This is a genomic window from Oscillibacter sp. ER4 (genome assembly GCF_000765235.1).
GTDB classification, from domain to species: domain Bacteria; phylum Bacillota; class Clostridia; order Oscillospirales; family Oscillospiraceae; genus Hominicoprocola; species Hominicoprocola fusiformis.
Genome location: NZ_JPJG01000033.1, coordinates 1 through 26014 on the forward strand (window position 1 = coordinate 1; position 26014 = coordinate 26014).

At 55.1% G+C, this 26014-nt stretch carries 24 protein-coding genes and 1 pseudogene; 1 reads left to right on the plus strand and 24 read right to left on the minus strand.

What is annotated here, in order from left to right; translation table 11 throughout:
* Positions 1-765: 765 nt before the first annotated feature.
* A pseudogene (locus NI20_RS15000) lies at positions 766-900 on the plus strand (IS110 family transposase); the annotation flags it as partial.
* Positions 901-969: 69 nt separating this feature from the next.
* Here the strand turns inward: NI20_RS15000 and NI20_RS0105395 are convergent.
* The 24 genes from NI20_RS0105395 to NI20_RS0105515 form a co-directional block, all read right to left on the minus strand.
* Entirely contained in the window at positions 970-2598 is a 1629-nt protein-coding gene (locus NI20_RS0105395; RefSeq protein ID WP_369699401.1) for a zinc-ribbon domain-containing protein, read from the minus strand.
* Positions 2501-3328: a ThiF family adenylyltransferase gene (locus NI20_RS0105400; protein ID WP_242842931.1), complete on the minus strand. Its 828-nt coding sequence runs from the start codon at positions 3326-3328 to the stop codon at positions 2501-2503. Before NI20_RS0105400 ends, NI20_RS0105395 begins: the two co-directional genes overlap by 98 nt.
* Positions 3328-7380 (minus strand): SpaA isopeptide-forming pilin-related protein, encoded by a 4053-nt coding sequence (locus NI20_RS0105405; RefSeq protein ID WP_052084451.1) that lies wholly within the window; start codon positions 7378-7380, stop codon positions 3328-3330. The genes NI20_RS0105400 and NI20_RS0105405 overlap by 1 nt, the downstream gene beginning before the upstream one ends.
* Positions 7381-7463: 83 nt before the next feature.
* Complete coding sequence (locus tag NI20_RS14095) at positions 7464-8258, minus strand: CAP domain-containing protein (protein ID WP_052084452.1); 795 nt, start codon at positions 8256-8258, stop codon at positions 7464-7466.
* A 111-nt stretch (positions 8259-8369) separates the two neighbouring features.
* A complete protein-coding gene (locus NI20_RS0105415) occupies positions 8370-9149 on the minus strand; it encodes a class D sortase (RefSeq protein ID WP_033120432.1) in 780 nt (259 codons plus the stop codon).
* Positions 9146-10066, minus strand: a complete 921-nt coding sequence (locus NI20_RS0105420; protein WP_033120433.1) for a hypothetical protein — start codon at positions 10064-10066, stop codon at positions 9146-9148. Before NI20_RS0105420 ends, NI20_RS0105415 begins: the two co-directional genes overlap by 4 nt.
* A complete protein-coding gene (locus NI20_RS0105425) occupies positions 10063-10686 on the minus strand; it encodes a hypothetical protein (RefSeq protein ID WP_156108561.1) in 624 nt (207 codons plus the stop codon). Before NI20_RS0105425 ends, NI20_RS0105420 begins: the two co-directional genes overlap by 4 nt.
* A gap of 19 nt (positions 10687-10705) precedes the next feature.
* Positions 10706-11437, minus strand: a complete 732-nt coding sequence (locus NI20_RS0105430) for a DUF3849 domain-containing protein (RefSeq protein ID WP_033120435.1) — start codon at positions 11435-11437, stop codon at positions 10706-10708.
* Positions 11434-11955: a hypothetical protein gene (locus NI20_RS14100; protein WP_052084453.1), complete on the minus strand. Its 522-nt coding sequence runs from the start codon at positions 11953-11955 to the stop codon at positions 11434-11436. Before NI20_RS14100 ends, NI20_RS0105430 begins: the two co-directional genes overlap by 4 nt.
* A complete protein-coding gene (locus NI20_RS0105440) occupies positions 11952-12938 on the minus strand; it encodes a DNA adenine methylase (protein WP_033120436.1) in 987 nt (328 codons plus the stop codon). Before NI20_RS0105440 ends, NI20_RS14100 begins: the two co-directional genes overlap by 4 nt.
* Positions 12931-13245, minus strand: a complete 315-nt coding sequence (locus tag NI20_RS0105445) for a hypothetical protein (protein WP_033120437.1) — start codon at positions 13243-13245, stop codon at positions 12931-12933. Before NI20_RS0105445 ends, NI20_RS0105440 begins: the two co-directional genes overlap by 8 nt.
* A gap of 119 nt (positions 13246-13364) precedes the next feature.
* Complete coding sequence (locus NI20_RS0105450) at positions 13365-13763, minus strand: hypothetical protein (RefSeq protein WP_033120438.1); 399 nt, start codon at positions 13761-13763, stop codon at positions 13365-13367.
* Positions 13760-14968, minus strand: a complete 1209-nt coding sequence (locus NI20_RS0105455; RefSeq protein WP_033120439.1) for a hypothetical protein — start codon at positions 14966-14968, stop codon at positions 13760-13762. The genes NI20_RS0105450 and NI20_RS0105455 overlap by 4 nt, the downstream gene beginning before the upstream one ends.
* The gene (locus NI20_RS0105460; RefSeq protein ID WP_242842932.1) at positions 14961-16295 is read right to left on the minus strand and encodes a DUF4314 domain-containing protein; all 1335 of its coding nucleotides are present in this window, start codon (positions 16293-16295) and stop codon (positions 14961-14963) included. The genes NI20_RS0105455 and NI20_RS0105460 overlap by 8 nt, the downstream gene beginning before the upstream one ends.
* A complete protein-coding gene (locus NI20_RS0105465) occupies positions 16295-17317 on the minus strand; it encodes an LPD28 domain-containing protein (protein ID WP_033120440.1) in 1023 nt (340 codons plus the stop codon). Before NI20_RS0105465 ends, NI20_RS0105460 begins: the two co-directional genes overlap by 1 nt.
* Before the next feature lie 60 nt (positions 17318-17377).
* Complete coding sequence (locus tag NI20_RS14105; RefSeq protein WP_052084454.1) at positions 17378-18301, minus strand: DUF6329 domain-containing protein; 924 nt, start codon at positions 18299-18301, stop codon at positions 17378-17380.
* Positions 18298-19482: an antirestriction protein ArdA gene (locus tag NI20_RS0105480; RefSeq protein ID WP_033120441.1), complete on the minus strand. Its 1185-nt coding sequence runs from the start codon at positions 19480-19482 to the stop codon at positions 18298-18300. The genes NI20_RS14105 and NI20_RS0105480 overlap by 4 nt, the downstream gene beginning before the upstream one ends.
* Positions 19460-19696: a hypothetical protein gene (locus tag NI20_RS0105485; protein WP_156108562.1), complete on the minus strand. Its 237-nt coding sequence runs from the start codon at positions 19694-19696 to the stop codon at positions 19460-19462. Before NI20_RS0105485 ends, NI20_RS0105480 begins: the two co-directional genes overlap by 23 nt.
* Positions 19697-19751: 55 nt before the next feature.
* Positions 19752-20429 (minus strand): hypothetical protein, encoded by a 678-nt coding sequence (locus NI20_RS14110; protein ID WP_052084455.1) that lies wholly within the window; start codon positions 20427-20429, stop codon positions 19752-19754.
* A gap of 428 nt (positions 20430-20857) precedes the next feature.
* Positions 20858-22726 (minus strand): AAA family ATPase, encoded by a 1869-nt coding sequence (locus NI20_RS0105495; RefSeq protein WP_242842933.1) that lies wholly within the window; start codon positions 22724-22726, stop codon positions 20858-20860.
* Positions 22727-22824: 98 nt separating this feature from the next.
* Positions 22825-23256, minus strand: coding sequence for a hypothetical protein (locus NI20_RS0105500; protein ID WP_033120443.1), 432 nt, complete (start codon positions 23254-23256; stop codon positions 22825-22827).
* Positions 23253-24773 carry a DNA methylase gene (locus NI20_RS0105505; RefSeq protein ID WP_033120444.1) on the minus strand — a complete coding sequence of 507 codons (1521 nt, stop codon included), beginning with the start codon at positions 24771-24773 and terminating at the stop codon, positions 23253-23255. Before NI20_RS0105505 ends, NI20_RS0105500 begins: the two co-directional genes overlap by 4 nt.
* A 52-nt stretch (positions 24774-24825) precedes the next feature.
* Positions 24826-25137 carry a DUF6429 family protein gene (locus NI20_RS0105510; RefSeq protein WP_033120445.1) on the minus strand — a complete coding sequence of 104 codons (312 nt, stop codon included), beginning with the start codon at positions 25135-25137 and terminating at the stop codon, positions 24826-24828.
* 128 nt (positions 25138-25265) lie between these two features.
* Positions 25266-26012: a metallophosphoesterase gene (locus tag NI20_RS0105515; protein WP_033120446.1), complete on the minus strand. Its 747-nt coding sequence runs from the start codon at positions 26010-26012 to the stop codon at positions 25266-25268.
* Between the last annotated feature and the right edge of the window lie 2 nt (positions 26013-26014).

The following is a 26014-nucleotide window of genomic DNA, read 5'->3' on the forward strand; positions in this document are numbered from 1 at the left end:
GTGGACCTCATGCCCGCGAGAGTGGCGCTGAATCTCCGTGAAAGTGGAGCTGTTTTTCCGTGCAAGTGGTGCTCAGTGGCTGAAATTTACACCCAACGGTAATAGGTTGCTGCATTGATTTCTTCTTGTCTGCACCACGCCCGCACTGACAGGCCACTGCTGCGGCAGTCCTGTATTCGTGCTGCCCACTCCTGCAGCTTCGCACGGTGTTTCAACTCTGCGCTTGTCATCCACTTACCTCCAATATGACAGTAACGGAACGTTTCGCAACGTCCCGTTACTATTGTCTCATGCCTGTCTATGCGCGGGGTGGTTTGACGCTTACGCGGTATCGCTCATTTGCTAAATTCCGACAAGGCAAAAGAGAAACGCACAGCAGACAATGCTGTACGTTTCTCTTTTGCCTTATCTGCCCCGCTATATCGGGGACGTATTCATCATCCAGAAAATAGAAGCTGACTTCGCACGAATAGAAACGAACTTCAAGTTGCAGGGCATAAACTGCTATGCTTCCAGAGTTCCTTTGGCTGCTTGGACGGCACCTGTTCTTTTCCTCTAATACAAGGATCTTCTTAGTGACCCTCCAGCCTGCTTACCTCATTTTTCATGGTTTGCTTCACCTTCGTTATGCAGATAATTTGTACTATCTTTCTAATCATTAGAAGTAAAACGGCATTTATTAGAAGCGCGGTTCCAATTAAAATAGTGCTAAATAAGCGATGTGTAAAACAGGCGGAAGGAGTTGCCCACAAACAGGCAAATGGGAATCAAAAGCTGGTGCATGGCTACGGGAACAACGAATTAAGGCGGGGCAAGACGGACCGAAAGGATGCCGTAAAGCTGGCAAACTATGGCCTTGACCGCTGGCTTACTTTGCCGAGATATGTTCCGGAGGAAGATAAGCTAAAACCTCTCTTTCACTGATTAGATTCCTGCAATCTTTTCCCTCGCGATAAAATGTTTCGAACCTCAATATGTTTCCGAACGAGTTCCAAACGTGACGGAGCTTTTATAAAGATTGTAGAAATATGACGAGTAATTATCTTTTTCGGAGAAGCTGATGCTAAATGTCCCATTTGAATACTTTAGCGTTGTATTGTTATCCAAAGAATAGCTTGTTGAAATTCCATTTACCTTTTCAAAAGCAAACTGCTTAGTTGTTGTAGTAGGATTGCACAGTGAGCTAAGAGATGAATAATCAGTAAATCGCTCAAAAGTGACAGTTCCCTCAATCGTAAAGGTGGCATCGTTATTCATACGGCATTTAATCGTTATAGATTGTCCTGGGAGAACCGTATCATAGTACCATGAATCCCAACTACCATCTCGCTTGTAGACATTTCTTGTTTCAATATAGTTATACGATGCAGTCCATTTTCCACAAGCATTAACCAATGCTTTGTGTGATTCCAGCATCTCCAATCTTCCCTTGACCGAAATCCCGTTGTAACTATAATCAGTAGGAAGTTTTAAGAGTATCGCTTTAGCCTCATTCAAAAAGCCATTCTTTAGCTTATCTTCTGCCGTCATCAAATTGCTTGCATTCACCTTGTCTGCAGCATCTTTATAATTTCCCGCAGCAGTATAGTACTTAATTGCATCGGAATAGCTCTTATTTTTAAACCTTTCATCTCCCAAAAGGTAATTTGCCTCTTGCAATCTAATCGAACCGTCCTCAATATCCTTCGCTTTAGTAAAGCAAGTTATTGCATCTGAATACTTCTTGTCATTCAGATTTTTTCTACCTGTTGCATATTCTTTGTACGCTATAGACGAATCAAAACCGTCAGCATTTTCAAACATCGTGATTGCTGTATCGAAGTCCTCCGCTGCAACTAATTCTTTTCCATAGCCAAAGCATGCTTCTTTAATTTTTTCACTTGAATCCTTATAATCAACAAGTGTTTCAAACTTTGCAACAGCAGCCTCATATTCACCAGCGGCCAACGCCTTCATCGCTGCGTTATATGTAACCGCCGGAATGATAACCTTAATCAGCAGCACAACAATTGCGGTAGCAGCGATAAGAGAACTGAAAATAATGATTCCTGTTTTTTGGGCTTTTCTCCTTTGCTTATCGCAATACTCTTTGCAAACGCTATATTTTTGTTCAGACTCCTTATAGTTTCCAAATCCTGCGAAATCTTTCTCTAACTCTTTATACAGCGATTTATTTTCGCTTGCCTTTTCAAATTTTTGGCATGCGTCTTGATATTCCAGTTCGAGGAGTTCTGCTTTGCAGCTCTCTAACAAAGCCGGAGCGTCGCTATAATTGCCGAGCGTCTGGAGAATAGCAATAATTTCTTTCAAATTTTTACTATCATGTTCCCCAGAGATCTTATTCTTCACAACTTGATAATCTTTCTGTTGCTTTGTATGTTGAGGCTCTACAACTTGTCGATAACCGCCATTTGTCTGCTGCGATGCAAAAGCCGTTCCAGATAGTGGTGTACCGCATTTGTAGCAAAACGAAGAATCATCCGGATTCTCAACCCCGCAATTAGGGCAGAATTTTTTCGCCTCCACCAGTTTTGTGCCACATGATGTGCAGAAGGAAATACCCGCCGGCATCTCTTTCCCGCAATTTGTACACTTCATATCCTTTGCCAGCGAGTGTAGGAAGATTCCGATCCGCATGGAGCAGTTTCAACATTTCCTGCACTTGAATGCCAGCAATAACAGACGAAGATGTTGGCGTAGTTGGGATTTTCCCCTCGGCCATTTGCTCGTGCGTCAGAAGGGCACAGGATTTACGCTTGTTAATGAGCCGCCAGTCCATCTCTGTCATGGTGCATTCATAGCAAGCTCCCTTACCCGGAACAAACACTCTTGCAAAGCCATTCAGCGCTTCAATTGCCCCATCGATCCACGGGCGGTTCACCTTATAACAGGACTGGTTGATTGCAAGACGAGCCTCTCGGTTGTCAAGGCCACCAAGCACAACATTCATCCGGCGAAAGACACCCAAGCCAACATCGTCAATGATATTAGCGATAAACGCTTTTGCTTTGACATCCGGATTGATTTCCATTGCCCGCTCCGCAGCAACCTCGGCTTTGTAACGACCGACATCTCTTGCACGATAGAGAATGGACCGGGTAAGGTTCGTGCTTTCAATGGCATCCATATCATAGATAAGGATGCGGCCAATTCCGAGAAGTGTCAGGTTTTTAATCAACTCATTTCCGATTGCGCCTGCGCCTACAACCATAATCGTAGCATTTTTCAGCCGGTCTTGATCCCACCACGGAATCAAGCGAAGCCGACTGTAACGATCTTCTTCGAAGTCGGAGCTTTGAAATTCAAGAGTATTTGCGCTATCCTCCATCAAACTGCACCACCCGCCGTAATCTCTGGCTGCAGACGAAGTACATCGCCATCCTTAATGCCTGCCTCTGCGAGCGTCTGCGATTCAAGAAGTTGCCTGCCAGTCACCTTATGGATAAACTTATTCATCGAGTTGTAATCTTCCGAGGTCTTGACGATCTGGATCTGACCGGTGATGGGCGTATTCTTCCACTCAACTTCCGTGGTTTCGCCGCTGCGGACATAAACCGTCTTTTTCTGCGTGTCGGGAATATATCCCTCATTTTCCAATTCACGCAGATAGTAGCGGCCAGCGGTCAGGTTTTCAAAACGGACATAACCGCGGTCATCGCTGGTTTCCTGCGCAATGGGATTATTTCCACTGTCATAGAGAATGAAGGATACGCCGTAGATGCCCTCGCCGGTGGTCGAATCGACCTTGTGGATCAGGATACCGGAGATGGCTTTGTTGGTCACCGTTTTGGTTGTGGTTTTGCCATCTTCCACGGCGAAATAGATGAGGGTATTGTCCAGCTGGAAGCCCTTGCCTGCCTCGGTTTCCACGGCATAGTAGCTGCCGCTTTCCAGCGGCACATACACGCGGCCGTCCGTTCCGGTGGTGACGGTGTCCACCAGACCGCCATCGCTGACACGGCGGATCTCGAAGGTGGTGTTGGGGATGCGCTGGGTCTTGTCCGCCGCATTCACTTTCACCAGCTCCAGCCCACCGATGGGAGCATTATAAAAATAGAGGGACTGCGTGTCGTTGGGGTTGACCACCACGGTCTGCGTGCGGGTGTTCTCGTCGATGGTGTAACCGGAGATGGATTTTTCCTCTGTCACCACCAGTGTGCCGGTGACGCCCTTGAGAATGATCTGCCCGTTTTCGTCGGTATAGTACAGACCGTTGGAGCTGATTTTTCCGTTTTCGTCGGGGACGAACTCGCCGGTAGCCGTAGTGATCTTGAAGGTAACGCCCTCCAGCGGCGTCTTGCGGTCCAGAGAGGACAGCTTGTTGATGATGAGCGCGCCCTGTCGCTCATTCCAGAAGGTCATGCGCTGGGGAGACTGGCTCTGGTCGATCTTGATGCTCTGCGGCGTCCCATCCAACACGAATCCATCCACCGTCTTGACTTCCTTGGCAGTGATCGTCATGCCGTCGGCCAGCCCCTCAATAACGATCTGGCCTGCGGAGTCGGTGGTATAGTAGCCGTTGTTGGGGCCGACTACCGCGCCGGAGGAGTCCGTCACAAGGAACTGTACCCCGGCAAGCGGTTCATTTTTCGTGCCGGAAATGTATTTCTGGAGAATCAACGTTGTAGTGGGTTTGTTGTAAAAGGTCAGCGTCTGCGTGTCGTTGGGATTGACGACCACCGTCTGTGTGCGGGTCGCTTCGTCAATGGTGAAGCCCGGAATCGTCTTGGTTTCCGTTGCTACCACGGTGCCGACGACGCCGGAGATGCGGATCTCACCAGATTTATTGGTGTAATAAATGCCGTTGCTGGACAGTTCGCCGTTGGCGTCGGGAACGAAGCTGCCATCCGCGTAGGTGATCTTAAACTCTATGCCCTCCAGCGGCTCCCCGTTGGGGCCGGAGCTGACCTTGCGGATGATGAGATTTCCGGCAGGCTGGTTCAGAAACTGCAAATGCGCCGTTTCGCCGCTCTTGATGAGCGCGTGCTGGGGGCTGTCATCCAGCAGGTAGCCCGTTTTTGCCCGGACTTCACGGGCAATGACCGTCATGCCGGGTTCCAGGCCATCCACCAGAATTTCGCCCGCGGCATTGGTGGTGAAGCGGCCGTTGTCATTGCCGAGATAATGGCCGCTGCTGTCGGTCAAAAGAAACTCTACGCCGGAGAGCGGTTCGTGCTTGCTGTCATCGCTCAGTTTGGTAATTAAGAGCGATCCCAGAGGAGCATTGCCGAAGCGGAGCGTCACCACATCCTGATCCTCGCCGGAGATCCACACCGTCTGGGGTTCGCGGTCGATGATGTGATTTCCGTCGCTTTCGAGTTCCTGACAGACATAAGTGCCCTTTTTAAGGTTTGTCACGGTGAAGGCTCCGTTGGGGCCGGTCACATAGGACCCGATGACCGTACCGCCAGTACCGGAAGTGCCGCCGCCTAAATATCGCAGTTCAAAGCGGCAGCCCTCCAGTCCCTTTCCGGTTTTGGCGTCATATTTGTACACGACGAGGGCGCTGTGAGGAACATTGTCCACGGTCACGGTCTTGGAGGTGTTGGCTTCCAGATAGAACTCGGTCGCGCCGCTGCCCTGAATGCCGAAGCCCTTGGGAGCGGACTCCTCCACCAGCTTGTACCAGCCACGGTTTACATCGGTGAGCGTGATTTTACCATCAGAGGCCGTTGTGAACACGCCGAGGTCGTTGATCTCGCCGGTGGTGGTATTGTCCGAACCGTAATAGATATGGAATTTGGCATTGGAGAGAGGATCGCCGGTGATGCTGTTGCGCTTCAGGAGCGTCAGGGAGGGTTTGACCGCGTTGAAGAAGGTCACCGTGCGGGTGCAGCCTGCTTCCAGATAGACCTCCTGCGGGATCTCAGAGAGAATGACATGGGAAGGCACATTTTTCTCCGTGACGCGATAGCTGCCCGCGGGAATGGAATCGAGGAAGATGCGCCCTGCGCTGTCCGTCGTGGCGCTGGTGGAGTAGCTGCCGTCGATCTGCTCAATGAGATAGGTAACGCCCTCGATAGGCTCCCCGGTGGCGATGTTTTTCTTCAAAATTTCCAGACCGGGCTTCTGGTAATCCTGAAAGCGCACCTCGCTGGTCTTGCCGGGTCGGAGCGCTACGGTCTGCTCCGTATTGCTCACAATGTACGGCTCGGGAACGGATTCCTCCCGCACCACATAGACGCCTGCAGGAAGTGCCGAAAGCGTTGCCGAACCGTCCGAGCCGGTGGTGACGGAGGTGGAATAGCTGCCGGTAACGGACTTAATGGACAGCACCGTGCCGGGGATCGGCGCGCCGGTCTGCGCATCGGTCTTGATGATCTTCATGCTGGGCAGTTCATAGTTCGTAGCGGTAACGGTATACTGCTTGTTCCCGTCCGTGGTGTCCACATAGACGCTGATAGGCGTGGAGTCTGCACAGTACCCTGCTGGCGCTTCGGTTTCCACGAAGGACCACAATCCTTCGGTGACGTCCTTTACCTCGATCATACCGCCATTTTTGGTCACATCGCTGCCGACAATCTGACCGTCACGGTAAATATTGAATTTTGCACCGTCCAGCCCGCGGGTCGTTCCGGCAGCCACCTTTTGCAAGGTAATGTCCGCATCTCCCGCGGGAGGCGTGGGCTTATCCGGCTCAGGTGCGTCATTTACCACCAGCTTGCGGGGCGCATAGTAATTGAAGAAGCTCTGACGGCCCTTGACGCTGGACTTTGCATAGACCGCCCATTTTGCGGCTTCATCTTCTACCACAGAGGCGATGATACCCTTGGCGGCGTAATCTGCAATCTGCTTCTGGAACTCCGCATCCTCCTTGGCCTTTTCTTTCAACATCCAATCGATGTAGCCAAGATAGGTTTCATAGGTATCGGCGTTCGCGTAGCCGCCGCCATCGATGTCGCCGTCTCCCTCGCCCTTGAAGGTCTGATGATCCCACACATAGGTCTGTGCGGCCATAAACAGGCTGCCGGGAACATCTCCCTTATAGTCCACAATGAATGTCATCATCCACTTGAAGTTTTCAAGCTGCTGGGCGTCCAGCTCACCCATGCCGCTCTGCGCCAGCGCTGTTTTCAGGACGGTGTCCGCGTCTGCACCGGTGGCGGAAGTGTAGGTGTAGCTGTTCAGGAAACTGGCAGTGCCCCAGCGGTAGCCATAGCCGCGATCCAGGCAGTAAAGCATTTTACCTGCTGCCATCGGGGGCTTGTAGCTGTACGGTGTCCCGTCATGGAGCAGTCTCGTTGTCCAGTAGTTGGTATTGCTGGTAGGCTTGATACCGGTTCCGGTACTGGAAGCGGCAAGCGCGGAAGTCGGAAGCAGCGTCAACAGCGTCATAATGACAAGAAGCGCTGACATGATCCTTGTTTTCCATGTTTTCATGGTTGTTTCCTCCTTATACTCAGATTTAGAAACGAAGAAGCAGACCGATTTCTCGGTCTGCTTCGGGTTGAGATGATGTGATTTTATTTGGCTGCCGGAGTGTCTACCCAGCCTACGGTATAGCCGTTCCATAGGAAGAGTTGGACGCAGTACCAGCATGCATCGCCGTTGTCATTGACGCCTCTGGCAAGTCCCACACCGGTTTCAGCGTAATTCTTTTCGAGAAGATTATCACGGTGCCCACCGGAGAGATTCCATGACCATACGGCGACCTCAGATACCGATTTGCCCTGCAGAGCCCAATCCGCGATGCGGTGGATGTTTTCGCCTACATACGGGCAGTCCGTAACGGTGGTATTTTTCCGTCCATCTGGTCTGGTGTGGGAGTAGGCTCCGCTGGCAGCCATTTCCTCTGCCCGCACCTGCGCCGCCTGCATGAGTTTGGCATTGACAGTCAGCGCAGAAATTCCTTGCTCTCTGCGGATGGCATTGGTGCGGTCAACGATCTCCTGTTTCATGGCATCCACATCGGCATCGCTGGCGGGGACTGCGGGTTCTGGCTGCGGAGCGGGTTTGATGACTTCGTCCTTTGCCGGTTCTTCGCCGGTGTAAGGTTTTCCGCTCTCCACCTGCACACAGCCGTTCTCGCTATCCCAATAAACCTCGAAACCAACAGCCTTGCCGATGTCCCGGAGCCGCACATAGTTGCTGCCGCCGATGGTATAGGCGGTCATGTGGGTTTCCTGTCCATCCACAAGGATGCGGTTGGTGGAAAGCGTCGCTTTCAGCGATTCCACCGCCTGCGCCGCAGGAGCACTCAGTGAAAGCCCCAGCGCAAGGCCGCAGAGGACGAGTCCGGTATTCTTCAATCTGTTCATCGTTCTGCCTCCATTCTAAATGTGTATGTGGAAATCTTCCTCGCAGCTTCACCATATCACAGGCGATGGGCAGAAGTCGAACAGAACCGATCCGGCAAAACGGAGAAAAAATCAAGTTCCCACTGCGGTGACGCACCAGCGCTGGTCCCGCTGATTGCGGACGCAGGTGTAAAGCGTGAGCATATTCTCGCCGGAGTCCGCAAGACCGCTGCGGTCTGTCTCGCTGACCTTGCTGACGTCCGTCACCTTGTAGGTGCGGGTACCCAGCTTGGTCGTCAGGGTGATCTTGTCCCCGATGTTCAGCGTGTGGATCTGCCCGAAGTAGCTGTTGGCGCCGCGGTTGTGGGCGGCGAGGCAGACATTGCCCTCCCAGATGGAGGTATCTTCAAAATGCCCAACGCCTTTGGCAAGCGTCTTGCTGTCCGTTCCCTGATAAATACGGACACTCAGATCCAACGCGGGGATCTCGATCTTGCCGAGGGAACCGTTTTTGTAGTAGAGCTCGCTCGTTACATCCGTGAACAGCACAGAGAGCTGATAGCCGTTGCCGCTGCTTACCGTACTCCCTGGGGTAACCACATCACCGCTGCCGCTGATCACGGCGCCAGCCGTGGGAAGGGTGCGCGGCGCAAGATTCGGCGTCAGGTATTCGCCGGTATGGAGCGCATTCATGCTCTCCGAGCCGAAGGCGGGCGGAATAAGGGCTGCGTTCTTGCTCACATCCTCATTGCGCATAGCGCCGCCATCTGCCGTGTGGATGACCTCGATGGAGGTATTCCTGCCGAAGTCGTAATCATTCGGCGCGTCGATACTGTATTCCAGCGCATACGCCGGAGCTGCCAAAGCCGCTGTCATGCAAAGGCTCAGGCAAAGGGTAATGATCTTCTTCATTCTTCTGTTTCCTCCTCATCTGCGTTTTCTTTTCTGTGCTTCACCAGCAGCGCACCGCCGACACCAGCGCCCGCCGCAGCCACGACACCGATGGGGATGAGCACATAGGACCAGCGGAGCGAGGACATTGCGCCGGCAGTTTTCGCAGGCTCTGCGGGCTGGATGGGTGTTCCCTCAAAGATGGCGACATAGCGGACACGGTTGAGGGCGATCCGGCTGACGGTCCCGGTATAATCTGCCGTGACGGTGTAGCCCTTGACATAGCTGCTGGTGGCACTGCCGGTGTAGGTGGCGACGGCGGTATAGCGGTCTGCCACGGCATAACCGTCCATGTTGGCGGTATTGTCGGTCTGCCACTGGATGTCCGAGAGCGTCAGGGTCCTGCCGCCGTCCTCAATGCTCTTGGGGATGTACTGTGTATCCTGCTCGGCAAGATTGGGATAGCTGCGCTTGACGGAAAGCTGCTTTGTAGAACTGCCATAGCCGGACGGCTCGACCTGCACGGTGTCAAGTCGGAGTGTCAGGGTTCCCATGAGCCCGTCGTCCGTGATGAACTCACGCTCCTGCGGCAGCAGCGCCAGCACGGATTCCATATCCTTTTTGGCGCTCTCGATAGAAACATGCTCCGTATGCTGGCGGCTCTCGTTTTCCGGAAGTTCCTGCTTCAGAAGGTCCGTCAGGGTGTACTGAAAGCCGTCCTGCTGGAAATTCGAGCGGGGAATGCCCGCAGGATCGTCTTCCGGACTCAGATCATAGATTTTCTTCAGTTCTGTGCCATCGTCGTTTTGGACGATGGCGGTGGGATAGCAGACCTTGGCGTCCGGTACCGCGGGTTCAAAGTCCGCCGCCAGCGCAGTGGGCGTCAGTGCCAAAGTCAGGCACAACGCCGCAGCGCAGAGAGATAGCATTCGTTTCATTTTGTGTTCCTCTTTTCTTTATTTTTATAGTGATTTTTCGTCTGCTCCAGCAGAAGGTCATATTCCCAAGGCTCCAGCTCAAAGGAGAGGTAGGCACCGTCTTTCGACATACCGTCTACCCGGTAGCTCAGCACAAGTGGAAGCTGCCGCTGCTTTTTCACGTCCTGAGGTGAGATCCAACCAACGCCGCCCACAAAAACGGAACGGATGGCGGAATCGTAGTTTTCTTCATAACCCTGCCAGAGAAGCGCCTCCCGCAAATCTCCCCGTAGCTTCCCGCTTTGGGGAACGGGAACCAGACGCTCCGGTTCCAACAGAAATCGGGGATGCAGAGTTTCCAAGCAAGTATCCAGCGCAACTTTCAGGGCGGCATCTTTTTTCGTCAAACCGCTGCGCCGGTAATCTGCCGCCAGAACGTCCTCACCCTGGGCATCGCCGGGGAAAAGGCGTACACAGCGGATGAGTTCATAAGCGTGGGCGTCATCCGCCAGGCCAAGGACGCGGCCCCCGTTCATAGGGAGCGCCCGGTAATGGTCGATGGCCTCCGCCAGTGCGGAGAACTGTCTCACATCCCATCCGGGTCTTCCGGGGCGGAGATCGTCCACGGTGTAATAGGTCATGCACATTCAGACATCCTCCTCATTTCATATTCATGCCGCCCATCGTGGGCGCGTCGGTCTGCTCCTGCGCTTGAAGCTCTGCCAGCTTTGGCTTTGCCCATTCCGGAAGGAACTTGTCATCCAGCACACCGATAAACTCGCTGCGGTTCCAGCGTGTCATCTCCCCGTCGCTAAGGCAGGTGCAGCGCACCGAGCGGCCAATGGCGTGAGGCGAACAGCCAAAGCCGTCATGGGCATACCAGAGCTGGTTTTCCTGACTCCAGCAGGATTCTTTCAGCGTGTCAGGGCTGAGTACCAGCACCTTGCCGGTATAGTCCTGCTCGGCGCGGTCACCGACACAATGCTCCGCGCCAAAGAGATTTAACGCCTGCACCGCCTTGCGGTAGAAACTGACGAAGCCATCCAGCACGGCCGGATGGCTTCGGACAACAAAATCGCTGTTGTGGTTGAGATCTGTGGGAATATATATCTTCTCTGCCCAATGCTTGTTGGCGTAGCTGAAACGCCCATCCCACTTGAGCTCATGCAAGGTATTGGCGAGCACCCATGCGGTGCGCTTGTAGCCGTATTCATCCAGCACGGACTTTAAGCAATCTGTCTGAAGGTTCATGCCATCAAAGTTCTGGCGGATGGAATCCTCGATAGCGTTACGGCAGGCGATATTTGCCTTGTGGCTCTCCCGCCAAAGGGAAAGTTCATTCCGCTTACGGGCTTCAGCAGCGGAATACGGGTAGGGATAAGTATTGTTCATCCCGAGATCTCCTCCTTTTCCAACAGACGGCATACGCCCTCCAGCTGCACACCGGAATCCTCCAGCATGGTGCGGACATCATCGTCCAGCTCATCGATGAGCACATCTGCGGCGGTTTTCTTTGCTGCCTGCACGATGACTCTGCCATCCTCTACAAAGGACTCCAGCGCGGCGTTGGGCGAGATCCCTGCCTCCGCCAGCTGGCAGGGCGGAATTTCAAGGCCGGAGCAGTGTGGTTCGTGTTCACAGGCGCCGCACGCCGTTTCCGTCATTCCGGCCTCCATTGCCATCTGGCTTCTCTCCGCCAGACGGGAGATCAGCTGCGGTGCAACGGCGGAGATGAGAGAAATGGTTTTCAGCAGTTCCGCCACGGTGGGATCTCCCGGCAGCAGCAGAATACAGCCGCTGTCGGTATGGAGGATCAGGTCGCTGACGCCTGCAAGTCCGGAGAGCTGCAAAGCGGCGCGGGGGATGGCAAGAGTTTTATTGTTAGGATCATGGTTCAAATTGAATTTCATGCTGTTTTCCTCCTTGGTGGATATTTTGGGATATGGATCAGCTTCAGCTCCCATTCGCCCAACGGCTCGTCGAAGAGGTTCATCTGGCTGGTCATGTAGGGGCGGGGATCGTAGTTGGTGATGATGAGTTCGCCGAAGGACGAGCCCTTTTTCTGTGAGAGCGGGTTGCTGCGCTGGAAAGATGAAATGTACCAATCCTGATAGAGCTTACGGATAAAGGGACAGTCGTTGTAGGACAGTACCACATAACTGTCACGGCCAGTTAGTACCTGCCAGAGCCGGACATGGAATCTGCGGAAACGTCCCAGCTTCCCAGCGACACGGTAGAGCCGCTCCGTTTTGACATAGGGCGGATCGGCATAGATAAGACTGCCTTTTTTATCTCGTTCCCGAATGAGCTGCAAGGCGTTTTTGTTCTCCAGTGGCACGTCCTTCAGTCGTGCGGACACCGGTGGAAACAGCTTTAGGAAGCGTTCGACATCCAACCCTTTGACACCGAAAGAGGTGATCGTCCCGCTGAAGCTGCCTCGGATGGCGAGGTAATACGCCGCTGCCCGCTTTACATCGTAAAGCGCCAGCCGCTCCTGAAAAATGGGGAGCAGTTCTCCGGCCTGCTCCTCCGTAAAGCAGGACCGATCTCCGAGGCATTCGATCTCCGCCTGCACATTTTGAAAGTAGACCTCTTTATGGGCAACAAAGTCGCGGTAATACTCGAAGAGCTTGCGGCTGTGGATGGGCAGGAATTTCAGCTCCCGCAGCAGAACATTGGAGCATTCTTTGATGCAAGAGAACAGGTTCACCAGCTCGGCATCCAAGTCGTTATAAATGTCCAATCGGTTTGGGTCCGGCGGCAGAGCCAGCAGCACTGCGCCGCTGCCGCCGAACGGTTCCACATACTGCGTAAGCTTAGGCGGGAAAAGCTGCAGGATGTACGGTGCGATCTTCTCCTTGCTGCCGATCCAGGGAAAGGGCGGCTTAGCCATGTCCGGCCTCCCCGTCCTCACGGAACCGATCCATAGACCGTTCCAGACCGTTGATGGCCGCTTCCAGTCCTGCCGCCATCCGTTTCAGCTGGCGGATGGTGTCGTAGACCTCACCGGCAGTCGTGGCGTAAAAGTAGCCACTGCGGTCGCTGGCGATGGGATGGGTCTTGCGCCGCAGCTGTTTCACCAGCTTTCGCAGGTCGGTCCCGCTGACATGGAACGTCCGCTCCAGCTCCGTCCCACCGACGCGGTTTTTCCTGCCGGAGCAGGAGCCTTTGAGGTAAGCCAACAGTTGTTCATCGCGCATGTTTTCTCCTTTCCGGGGTGATTTCCCGAAAAAGGGCATAAAAAAAGAAGGGGCCGATCCCCTTTCGGAAAATCGGCCCCTAAAAATATTCTTAACCGCGCTCGCGGTTCAAGACGGTATTACTTCATTTTCATTTCCTGTTTCTGCGGGGGATACTGCACATAATCACTGCCGATGAACACGCCGGGATGCTCGTCCTCGTAGCGGCAGCCCAGTGCACCCAGGTCCATGTAGTCATACAGCTCCTCCGGGACGGTAGTTTCGTTGGCGAGATAATATCTGCCCAGCGCGGCGTAGTTATTGACACCCTTGAGGATCGTGTAATCACTCAACTGTTCTGGTGAATTTGCAAGAATCTCCCCAGCCTCAGCCTCGCCCTTTTGCAGAACGATGGCGGAGAGGATCGCCTTTTCGTCCTTGGTCAGAGCGCCCATCCTGCGGCGGGCCGCCTCGAATTCCTTCCGCGTCTTGAGCGGCAAGGAGAGTTTATACTTTTCTTGAAATTGTTCCCTGGTCATTTCATTTTCATCTCCATTTTCTGTGTTTCCTGCATTGGTGACAGCATGGGCTGATAGTCCGCACGGTGCAGCAGACCGTAGGGCGAGAGAACGGCGTTGTCCTCTCTGATGAGGTCGCAGCCGTAGGCGTAGAGGTTTACATGGGAAATCAGCAATTCCACCGAGTGGTCATCCGTCATGAAGTGAAGCTGGTCGATGGCAGTTTCCTGCGGCGAGCTGATCTCCGGTGTGAGAACGTAGTCATCCAGACACTCTGTCAGGCTTATGGCAGTTGCAATGTCCTGTACTTCAAACTGCTTCAGCAGGGCCTTCAGCTTTGGAAGCTGCTTTTCAGGCGAGGGCATATCCCGCACTGCTGCGGCGAGTGCGTTGAATTCCTCCAGTTCCATGGGCAGGTCGGTGAATTCTGCCGCATAGGGAATGATTCCGTCGTAATTAATGACCGCGACGCCCTCCCAGCCCTCCGCGCCGAGCTGCGCCTGCGCATCCAGCAGCTCCGCCTCTGCTGCGGGAAGGATCAACGTCACAGTGCGGTCATCACCAATGTCGGGATGCAATCCGAGCGTGAGTCGGAAGAGGTATCCCGGCTTTTCCGGCAAGTCCTTGGCGCAGGGCGGCGCAGTGGTCAGTTCGCCATCCTGCAGCACATACAGGCTGCCCACAAAAACACCGTTTTCACTGCATCGCATCATTCTTCCAATGCCGGCGAAGTCCAGCATCTCGAATACCTTGTCGGATATACCGTCCAGCTCGGGGACAAACTCGTTTTCTGAGTAAAACCGGCCGAGCTGGGCGTCATCCGCGGCCTCCACCACATGATAGCAGTCTGTTTTTGCGCTGACCGCCAGATCCCGCAGATCCTGCAGCGTGATGACGCCGCCGTTGGTGTTTACTTTTTTCTGCACCTCCATGGAGAACAGTCCCTCAAAGGCGATCCCCTGTACCTCATCCAACGTCGCAAGCCTTGCGGCAAGGTCGTTGAGCTCGTTGAGACTGATATCCAGCTCCTCTAAATGCGGGGCAAGATATTCGAAAGCATAGTAATCGTCGATCTCCATGTACAGTGCTTCGCCATCCTTCGGCCGCACCTTTTCCATCGCGTCCCACAGCTCCCACGGGGAGGCGGGCAGTTCCAGCGTTGCGTAGGCCTCGCTGTTTGGAACGTCCTCTTTTGCCAGATAAACGGCAAACACTTTCTTAGCCAAACTTCATTCCTCCCATCTTCTGCTCATAGTAACCGGGGTCAGCGCCAGGAGTGTTCCAGCCGTGCATGCTGCCGCATTCCATGGCAAGGCGCTGCTCCTGCGTCACTCCAAGCCGCTCGTTGTTATAGTCTGCCAACTCTTGGTTATGCGCTGGATCGTCCGTGGACCAGTCGCTGGGATAGTAGCCGCTCTCGCCGCGCTTGATACAGATGAGCTCACCGGTGCCGGGGAGCGTTGAGAAGCACAGCTCTGGCAGTCCATCCGCCAGCTTGGGGGAGAAAAGCTCCTGCTCCGTTTGGATGCTCCACTCGTCCGAGTTCCAAAGGTGGACATACAATTCACCGCCGTCATCCACGGAAATTTCCCGCTGCTCAAAGCCCTCGCCCCAGCCGTCCGACGCCTGCCCGGTGAGGTACTCCTTTAAGGTTTCCAGTTCTGTGTCCGATAATTCCCCGGCAACGCGGCATTCCGCCACGCCCCAGAGCTGGCGATCACGCTCCTCCACGGTGAAGACGGCGGTGCGCACCTTGGTATTGACGCTGTCGACTTCATCATACCAATGCATGAGCCCTCGCTCCGCCTCCTCCGGCATCCGGTTTTTCACCAGCGCCGCCGTGATCTGATCCTGGTAGCCGCGCAGCTCACGGCCCTCAAGCAATGTGCTACTATCGTCAAATTCGCCATACTCGTTTCGCTCGTAGAGATCGGCGGTCAGGGGCATATACAGCTTGAGGGTGGTCAGCTTGGGCGGCAGCACCGTGAAGCTGTCCTCGCCGGGAATAAGTGCCAGTGACCTGCCGTTATCCCACTTCATGTGGAGCTGTCCCGCATCGTCCACGAAGTCCACTTCACCCTCGGTGCCGGGAAGAACGGGCGCGTAGGGATCGTCCATCGAATTGAGCCGGATGCGGGTGCCGGGGGGATATTGCTCCTTGATAAAATTCACCATTTTTCTGTCCATCATCGTTTCCTCCATGTTTTGCTCTCTGTCGTAAAACTCCAGCTCGTAGATCACGCCGCGATCTTGCTTTCGAGTATCCTTCACCTTGACCGTCGTACCATCAAAGATGTAATTGCCGGCTTTCCCAAAATCGGTGTAGAAGCCCTTGCCGTGGTTGCATGTGGAGAAGGGATGCTCCGGCTGATCCTTGATCTTGGAGTAAAAGCCCACCGTCTGCACCGTGGTCACCACACGGGTCAGCCCCACCATATCCGCGTGATTGGCGTGGCTGACGGTCTTAAACTCCACACCGGGGCGGATGAACCGTTTCAGCTCGGCAAGGCTTTTGAACGCGACCGGCTCTCGCTGCTTTTTTGAGGCGTCCATTACATTCCCCCGAAGGTCATGCCCTGTTCGGGTCGAGGCTCGTGATCCTCCTGCCGGCAAGGGGCTTCCTCGCCATAAAGGTCGAAGATAATGTCATCCACCTGCCTGCGGACGCTGGGATCGTCGGTCAGCACTTCGTAACGGAAGCCTGTGGTGGGACGATACGGAAGTTCTTCTCTCACACACTTGAGAAAGGCTTCGGCATCGGTAAACTCCTGTGCATCGCCATTGGCATAGGTGACGCGGCCCACCAGCGGCTTGTCCTGCGCCATGTTCTGCCGCTGGACATCCAGATCATAGGCCGTACAGTAGCAGTTATAATCTCCAGGGGACGGATTGCAGCGCAGGCAGTACCGGTAATGCGCGGTTTCCACGATGTAGCCGTAGTTTTGTGTCCAGCCGCCGCTGATTTTCCCGCCGTGTTCATAGCAAAAACGCTCCATAGCGAAGCGGTTTTTCAGCACACTCTCCCGCAGCGTGTCCACGACCTCCTGCAGCTCCAGCTTGAATGCGGGGCTGTTCAGCTCCTCCGGGCCACGGGACCACCATGTATGCCAGAACTCGTTTCCGCTGCGTCCGAAGTCCATCCGGACATGTCCAACGGTACCCAGCCGCTTATCTTCTTCGGGGTGCGGGGTATAAAATAAGCCCGCCTCCTCCGGGCGGGCAGGGCGGATATGAAATTTCATGTTCTCTGTGGGATATGAGAGCTGATGCGCCTCGCAGAACTCGCGGAGCGTCATGTTGCCTTCATCGAGAAAACCGAGCTCATCCCGCACATCCAGCCGCCCAGACTTAGGCATGACCAGCTTTTCCGGCATCAGCACCGAGCCTGCGTGGTTGACCACAACATTTTCTTCCATGTAGCACAGCGCACCGGGATCATCGTCAGAGCCGCGAATGTCATAGCAGTACCAGCCCTCCGGCACGGTATCACGGGCGATGCGCCCGTTGGTGAACAACGCGGGCTTATCAAATACTTCAATGTGCTGGAATTCCTCTGTTCTTGCGTTTACAGCCATTTGGGTTTCCTCCCTTTCTTTTTTGGTAACGGCAAACACACTACACATCTGCCGCAAAGTCTACCGAAACATTTGCTGCCCCTGCGTCTGCTCCGGGAAGGGCGGCTCCAAGCGCCGCAGCAGGCCGAACTCTGTTTTTGCCACACAGTCGTTTTCCATGCAGTCCTGACCGTATTTCTCAAAATCCATGTAGCCGTCCAGCTCATAGATGGCCTCATCATCCAGCCCCAGCGTTTCCTGCAATCGCTGCTGACCGTAACCGTAAGCACCCTCCGTGATGCGCTGATAGTTGTCCAGATTTCGCAGGAGCTCACAGGCACGGTGCAGGGTTTCCGGCTTCTCTGCCTCCAGCACGGCGGCGTAGGTCAGAAGCATCCCGTCCTGCTGCCAGATGTCCTCCAAGGATTCGGCAAAATCGTTGTAATCCTCCACGGCAGGGCAATCCGTATCACGAATCAGCTCCCCGATGTAAGGCACCTTGAAGCGAATATCACAGAGCATGGCGTTCGCGAAAACATCAATATCGAGGTAATTTTTCACCGCGTCCAGGTATTCCTCATCAGCGGGGAGGACGAGGGTGTAGTCCGGCTTTCCATTGACGCGCAGCGTCATGCGGAGCATTTCATCCCGATTTTCATTGCGCCAAGGCTCTGCCGGCGAAAGATAGCTGCGGTCGATCCCCATATCCGGTGTCAGCAAGCTGCGGGCGTTGGGAACAAAGGCGCTGTACCGGGCGTAGTTATATCCCTGTGGGTCAGCAAGGAAACCGTCCGTTCCATCCGCGTCGAGGATGAGCAGGCAGTGTCTGGTGTCACCATCGCGCCGGATGGCATTTTTGTTCTCCGCGATGAAATCATAGTCAGCCAGCAGTGCGCGGCTGAACTGCTGGAACCGCTGGCTTGGCAGCTCGATGACCTTATCCACGGCACAGGGGTCTGCCTCACACCCGGTCTGCTTACACTTCAGTTCTGCTTGAATGATCATCGCGAAAGCCCTCCCATCTCCATGTGGTTACTCTGACCACCGTCCATCACTTCTTCCATGCTGATATAGCCCTTATAGGCGATGTAACCCCGGTCAGTGAACATCCCGTCCTCCTCGTTCATGCGCTCTGTGCCGTACTTTTCATAGTCATAAAAAGCATCGAGATTTTCGTCATACTCAAAGCGGCCAGACTGCTGGATCATGTACTTGCCGTATTCCTGCGGCGTATGCGCGCCGGGGGCGAAGTCAAAGAGGTCAAGGCTTTCTGCAAGGTTTTTGATCTGTACCGCGGACTTTGGCTTTGCCAAAATGACCACAGCACCGAGCTTTTCCATATCCGCTTTTGATAATCCATCCGTCGTCTCTGCCAGTTCGTTGAGATCAGAGAGAGTTTCGTACTCCATATCCAGAAGAACATCCACTTCATTGGGGAGCTGGCTGTCCTCCAGCCGCAGGCGGACATCGGCGGGATCTGTGATGCCCCCACGAAGGAGGGCGCGGTCGATCTCCTCCTGGATCATGGGGAGGTACAGCCATGTGATATGCTCCGTATCCTCCGGCTCGGCTTTGGAGGTCACCGCAACGGTGATGACATTCGGCTCATAGTAATAGCAGGGGAAGACGCGGCCGTCGTAGACCTGCTCCAGCTTCATGCCGTTGTCGTAGACTACGCCGTAGGGGGTGATCGTGCCGCCGCCGTTTTCAATGAGCCGCCGCGCGGTTTTCTCGCCGTCCAGCGCGTTCAGCTCATCCACACTCGCGCTGCCGCCGTGCAGGTTCATATAGTGGTCACGGCCAACAGCGGCGAGGTCAGAAAAGTCGGTGATGACCGTGGCCTGCTGGCAGCAGAAGGTCAGGTTGATGAGATCCTTCAGCTCGAAAAGCTCCAACTTGTGAGCCATCGCCTGAAACTGTGCGGCCTCGCCGGTGTCGAAGCTTTCCAGCCGTTTGGCGAGGTAATTCAGCTCCTCCACGTTGACCGTGAGCATTTCCGTGCGCTTGAGCACAGAGGAAAAACTATCAACCGCCACCACCTTGCAGTCCGCCTTGACCGCATCGCCGATCTCCAACGCCTTCAGTAGCTCCATGCAGTATGTGTACTGGTCATGCGGAATGGGGAACGGGATGGTCGCCACACCGTATTCCGGGTGGTTGGGATTACTCAAAACTGCGCTCATCATGATCATTGTCCTCCTTTTTCTCGTTGATCTCGTTCATTCGGCTCCGCAGGCAGGTTCCGTCCGCACCCCAGCAGAGAAAACCGTGGCGGGGGTAAGGGCAGTCCTTGCACTCCGGGGAGCGGCTGCAAACAGGCTCCGGCAGCGGCTCCTGCTGAAAGCCGGGGAAGTGCGGAAGAATGAGTTTGAAGTGGATCGTGCCATGAATTTCCATCATCTTTTCCTCCTAAAATAAAAAATGCCGGACATTTCTGTCCGGCCCGCGTGGATACCTATTTCATTGTCATGCCGCTCTGTTCCGGCGCATCCCGCTGCCGCGGAACATCCGCGGGCAGCAGTCCGCCGACCTGGTTCATGAGCTCCGCCAGTTCCTGATCCCGTCCGAAGGAAAGGCTTTCATCCTGTTCACGGACAAACCTTAGCGCGCGGTAGATCTCCGCAAGCTGCTCCGGCTCAAAAAGGGCGTCTTTTTGAACAAGCCTGCCGCGCACGGTGAAGTCCCGCTTGGCGGCGTCATAGTCATCCTGGAAATAATGTCCGTGATGGACGCCTTTGCGGTCGAAGTCCCACTCCCAGGTCACAAACTGGACGCCGCGTTCGGTGGGGTGGCCCGCCAGCACCGCGTCACCAAAGTCAGCAAGGATGCGGTAGTCACCGGTGAGATCGGTCGCCTTGAGCCGTGGCGCGGTTTCCAGAATCGCCATGTACTCCGAAGTCATTTTGGCGGTGTCGATGACGCTTTGCAGCGCATCCTGCGCCCGAATACTGTCCACGTTCTCTTGCCGGTACAACACGCTGCCCTTGCCGGATACGCGGCAGAGACGCCCTTTTTCCCAGCAGACGGGCAGGTGGTGATCTTCAATCGGTTCTACCGTAAAACCGTTCTGCCGCAGCCGGGTGGCGGTTTCTTCAAGGTAACGGAGCTGCGTGGTTTCGTTCTGATTGTTCATTGTGAAGTCCTCCTCGTAAGCAAAAAAATAGGCCGGAGCATCCTAAAAATGCTCCGGCCGGTTGACGGATTAAGTTGTGAAATGAAAAAGGGCGCCTATTTGATGGCTTCGACGAAACCAACAAACAGACGCCTGAAAGATCGTATGGAATTTTGAGAAAAATTCGCTCTATTCTGCGCCCGCAAAAAGGGCGCTTCTCAGGATTTTACCTTTGAATCTGTGAAAGGGGGAGTTCGAATCTCCCCAGTTACCAAAATAACGCGAAAATATCTTTTTTTCTGAGTGCAGAATTGAAAATAAAAAAGGTGGCAACCCTTTGGTATTCTAAGCGTTTCGCTTAAAATATCCGAATTGTTGCCACCTTATGGAAGGGGCGGTTAAAATCGATATTTTTGATTTCGTCGTCCGAATACCCGCATCGAGCCGTTTTACAGCACAGGGCCCATTGTCTGGGGAACAATCTTGTTTGACTGGCACACATCGAGATTGGGCAGTTCTTTCAGATAGGACTCTACATTTTGATACTGCACGCCCTTTTCGGCCTGCGCTGTTTCACCCCGATATAGCACATACCGTCCCCGAATCGGGCCGAACCGCCGCTCCGTCTGCTGGCACTTTTCTTCATCGAGCAGATGCCGGTATTGTGCTGGGACCTGTTTGCCACTGTGCTTGATCTCAAAGATCTCACAGCTGTTCTCTTTTTCGTTATAGATCACCATGTCAAACTCGCCGGCAGCAAATTGCAGCTTGAATACACGATGGTCTCTGTCAGCTGCCTTCAGGGTTTCCAGCAGCACAATATCCTCCATCATCCGTCCACGGACTTCTTCCAGAATCCGCTCTGTGACCTGCGCCTTTTCCAGCTCACTGTGCGCCGCGAAGGTCTCGTCTTTCATCAGCGCGTGGACAAGGGCCTGTGCCTGGCAATACCGCATCCCCGGCTGGGTGAACAGGATATGCTCCACGGGCTTGGCGTCTGGATCTGCCGTTTCAATGGGGCAGTCCACGATCAGCTCCAGCGCGGCCAAATATTCCTTGATCTCGTTGACATGGGCCTGTGTGATGCCGATAGACTGCTCCTCCCGGTTCCGAATGTCCAGCAGTTCCATCAGCCGGCGGGTGACGGCCTCAGTGTCAATGGTATCCAGCACATCTGTGCGTTTTTGGGGATTGCGTTCTTTCCGCAGATTCGCGGCGGTGAGCCGCAGGTCATGGGAGGTGAAGTCCTCTGTCAGCACCGAAATCAGGAAACGGTGGTTCATGTCCTCGATGATCCGGTTGATGGCACTGGTCAATTCCCCGGCCTCGTATAAGGAGTACAAATGGCGAAAATGCCCGCCGGCCTCATAGCAGGCCAGGGAGTGCTGGATGTTCCGGCAGATCGCCGTGTCGATATAGCGCCGTGTAGACTCGTCATCCCGGAAGGAGGCGTCCTGGGCGTTGGCGTCCGCGTCGTCAAATGCTGTTTCACCGGCCCGCAGCGTCCCGCCATAGCGGATATACTCGTCGATGCTGTTGATCCCCAGCAGCCGGCTGTATTCCCGGTAGGGGATAAAGGTCGTGTGGATGGGCTTGGCCCGGTCGTACAGCTCCTGATCCATGGCCAGCCAGAAGCCCAGAGAGTCGGTACCGGACAGGACAATCTTCATCCCCATGGCGGCAAAGACATCGGAGAAGATGGCGGCGGAATCGATGAAGTCGCGCATCAGCGTAACCTCATCAATGAATACGTACTGGAATCCCGCGTCAAACAGCTTTTTCAGATCCCGGTTCATCATCGCCATATTGTCTGTCCTGCGGGCTTTGAGATAGGCGGCCCGCGAAAGAGCCTCGCTGGTCATCCGTCCGATGGCCTGCCGGAGCATGGTGGTTTTTCCCGTCCGGCGCAGGCCGAAGACCAGGCAGACCCGGTCGCGCCCAGAGCCGTACAGGTAATCCTCCAGCTGTGCAAAGCAGTCCCGCCGCTGCCAGCTCTCTACCCCTTGGAACATGGCGGCCAGCCCTCTGCCGGTAATGACACTGGTTTCAAAGTCCAGCTTCGGCTGGCTCTGTTTCGGCATCTCAGCCTGCAGCTTTTTTAACTCCGCCTGCAGGGATCTCCGCTCCTCAATTTGCTTTTGGAGCGGTTCCAGCTCTCCATCCCGCAGATACCGGCTGCGTTTTTTCCCGGCCTCTGTCCACTGGTGGTAATAGCGGGCCTTGCCATTGATGTTTTTCTTTGAGATATATCCAATGGGCAGCCCATTGATCTGCCGCTCTAACGCTTGGATGGCGTCCAGCCTCTTTTTTTCGTCCATGCCGCGCCCCCTTTCTCTGTTGATTATTATACCCCATTATAACCTCTTTATCAAGGGGTTATAATGGGGTTATTTCGACCTGTCCGCACTGGCTGGTCCTATCCATCTGGAAGAATGTTGCGGAAGCAGGCGCTCTGAAGTTCCAGCACATCCTCCAAGGGGATGCTCGTCCCATCCGTGAGGACCAGTGCCTGTGCCGCCTCGTCCAGCTTTTTCAGCCGTCCCGTGGCCGTGATATACCGCCCGCCCTCTTTCTTCCCGTCGGGCTGGAACCAGGTCACCGTGATTTCCGGCTGCTCCGAGATCTGCTCCAGCAGCACGGCCTGCCGCCGGTCCAGTTCCGCCCTGGTGTCCTCGTCCAGCTCGATCTTCCGATCCGTCAACCGGGTGGTCTCCGCCAGGGCGGCGGCGTGGCCGGACAGGGCCGCGAAAGGGGAGAACTGTGCCGCCCGGTCATGGAGGGACATCCGGGGGTGCCGCTTAGAGGTGGGATGGGGGAGATTTATGATGTTGTCGTATGGTCCGCTCATGCCTGATGCCCTCCGATGGTCTGGTTCCGCTCCTTGGTAGTGGCGCCCTCCTCCAGGTTCATCCCCTTGAGAATGGCGTTCTTGCCGTACTTCATTTTGATGCCAAGCATGGCCTCCTGAATCTTCCGTTCCCGGGCGTGGTCAGCCTCGTCCTCCGCCTGCTGCCGTTCTTTGGCGGCGTAGTCGGTGAAGAGATCCAGCTGCTCTGCCTCCCCGCCCTTGGGGACGGTGGCCTCGTCCAGCAGCTTGTTGGCGCTGATGCTCAGCCGCCGCACCAGCAGGTTCGGGTCCACGACCCGGTCATAGAGGGTGGTGACGGCTTTCAGCAGGTCATTGGCGGAGGAGGTATAGGGGAAGTTCTCCGTACCAATGGCGTGCTTGGGGATATTCCGGCCGTAGCGGTCGGTGGTGACGGGGCCGTGATACCGGGCAGCGCGGCCGGGGTCGTCCAGGTTCTCCCGGTCGTAGCCCACAGTGAGCACCAGCTGGTTGGTCACCAGCCTCTTGTCCACCAGATCCAGGGCCAGGACATCCGCCATCTCCCGCACCACCAGCCGGGCCTTTTCAAAGGTATAGGGGCACTGGAGCACTTGGGCGGAGACGATGCTCTTGTGCTCCGGCTTGTAGGCTTTCGCGTCCGCGATGGTACAGGGTTCCCAACCCCAGGCGTGGTCGATGAGCAGCTCCGCGTTGACACCAAAGAGCTTATAAAGCAGTTCCTCATTGTGGTAGTCCGTAGGCTTGCCAATGGAGCACCGTGCGATATCCCCCATGGTGTAGAGGCCGTGGGCCTCCAGCTTGGCGGCATAGCCCTTGCCCACCCGCCAGAAGTCGGTGAGAGGCCGGTGGGTCCACAGGAGCCGCCGGTAGGTCATCTCGTTGAGCTTGGCGATCCGCACCCCGTCCTTGTCCGCGTGGACGTGCTTGGCCACGATGTCCATTGCAATCTTGGCCAGGTACAGGTTAGTGCCCATCCCCGCCGCGGCGGTGATGCCGGTGGTCTTCAGGATATCCAGGATGATGGTCCGGGTCAGCTCCCGCGCTGTCATCTTGTAGGTATCCAGGTAGTTGGTGACATCCATGAATACCTCATCGATGGAATAGGGATAGATGTCCTCCGGCGCCACATACTTGAGGTACACGCTGTAGACGCGAGTACTCCAGTCAATGTAGTGGGCCATCCGGGGCGGGGCTACGATATAGTCGAGAGACAGAGACGGATTTTGCCGCACCTCCGGGTCGTGGGAGGAAGCGCCGGTGAGCTGCCGGCCAGGTGCGCTCCGCTGTCGCTGGGCATTGACCTCCTTGACCCGTTGGACCACCTCAAACAGCCTGGCCCGGCCGGAAATGCCGTAAGCCTTCAGGGAAGGGGTGACCGCCAGGCAGATGGTCTTTTCGGTGCGACTCAGATCCGCTACCACAAGGTTGGTGGTCATGGGGTCCAGCCCACGCTCGATGCACTCCACACTCGCGTAAAACGATTTCAGGTCACAGCAAATGCAGGTCCGCTCCTTCATGCTCCGGTCACCCCTTTCCTAAACAGAGCAGATATGATATTTCAGTTTGTATTCAGTCGTTGTCCCGCTCTTTTTCTTCCAATTTGATCCCATACTGAGCCAACAGCTTCCGCGCTTCGGCTTCCCCCTCTGGTGTGATGAGGGCAGGGTAGGTTCGCCCGGCAGCGTTGATCAGCCCCTCCTCTGACAGTTTATCCAGCAGGCTGTGTTCATAGCCCTTCCAGCACCGGCGGACAAGTGGATACTTTTCCAGGTCCCTTTTCTTGACCGCCCGCAGCCCTGGCGCATCCCGCTCCTCCCAGGAGGTGAGATACATCAGCATGAGGGTCAGCTCCCGAATGGCTTTCTTTTGCTTTTCCGACATTCCGGCCGTCCTCCAATCTTTTTTCTTTGGTACCATCATATCACAGGACGAGCCGTCCGTCTATTCCGCAATTCCTTCCGGTTTTACAAGCAGGAGCGGCCCGAAGGCCGCTCCGCCGCATGGGGCGCCTACTCCAGTTGAGAGATCTGTTCCCACTGGAGGATGTATTTTTCATCAATGATCCGGTTGTCATGGTAGTGGCCGAAAAACCAGTAGGCAAATTTGCATCGCTGGCTGATTGTTTCAAGGAAGTCCGTCAGTTCATCCGTTCCATAGGAAGGGTTGACTTTTCTCACTACACTGCTGGGAGCGCAATGGGTCAGGATACAGTCCACCGTCCAGTTGACCCGGTCCAGGTTTGCCAGGGCCTCTTGGTATTCCTCCGGGCTGGGCATCTCCTCAGCCCACCAGCTCACACCCTTGACCCGGAACATGGCCCGCATCCGGCGCATCAGCCAATACTGGCGCTCGAAATCCGGAGCGGCGGGATCGAGGATGCCATCCTGAATATCGTGGGAGGCCGCGCCGCCCATGGTAAACCAGGTGAGGCCGCCGAAGTGGAAGACCTGTCCCCGCATAAGGTGCAGGACATGATCCCGCGCCGCATGGACCCGCCCGCCGTTCCACTCCTTTTCCGGAAGAGCGTCCAACAGGCCAAAATTCTCATGGTTCCCGTCCACGAACAGGGTGGTAAAGGGCTTTTCCTCCAGCCAGTCCAGCCAGTGCTGGTCTTTCTGGCCTCCGTCCCACAAGCCTCCGAAATCGCCTGTGATGATGACATAGTCCTCTCGGCTCATCTCTTTCTGCTGGGGGAAGTATTTGCTTCCAAAGCGTTGGAAGCCGCCGTGAGTATCTCCTGTGATATAAATCGCCATTC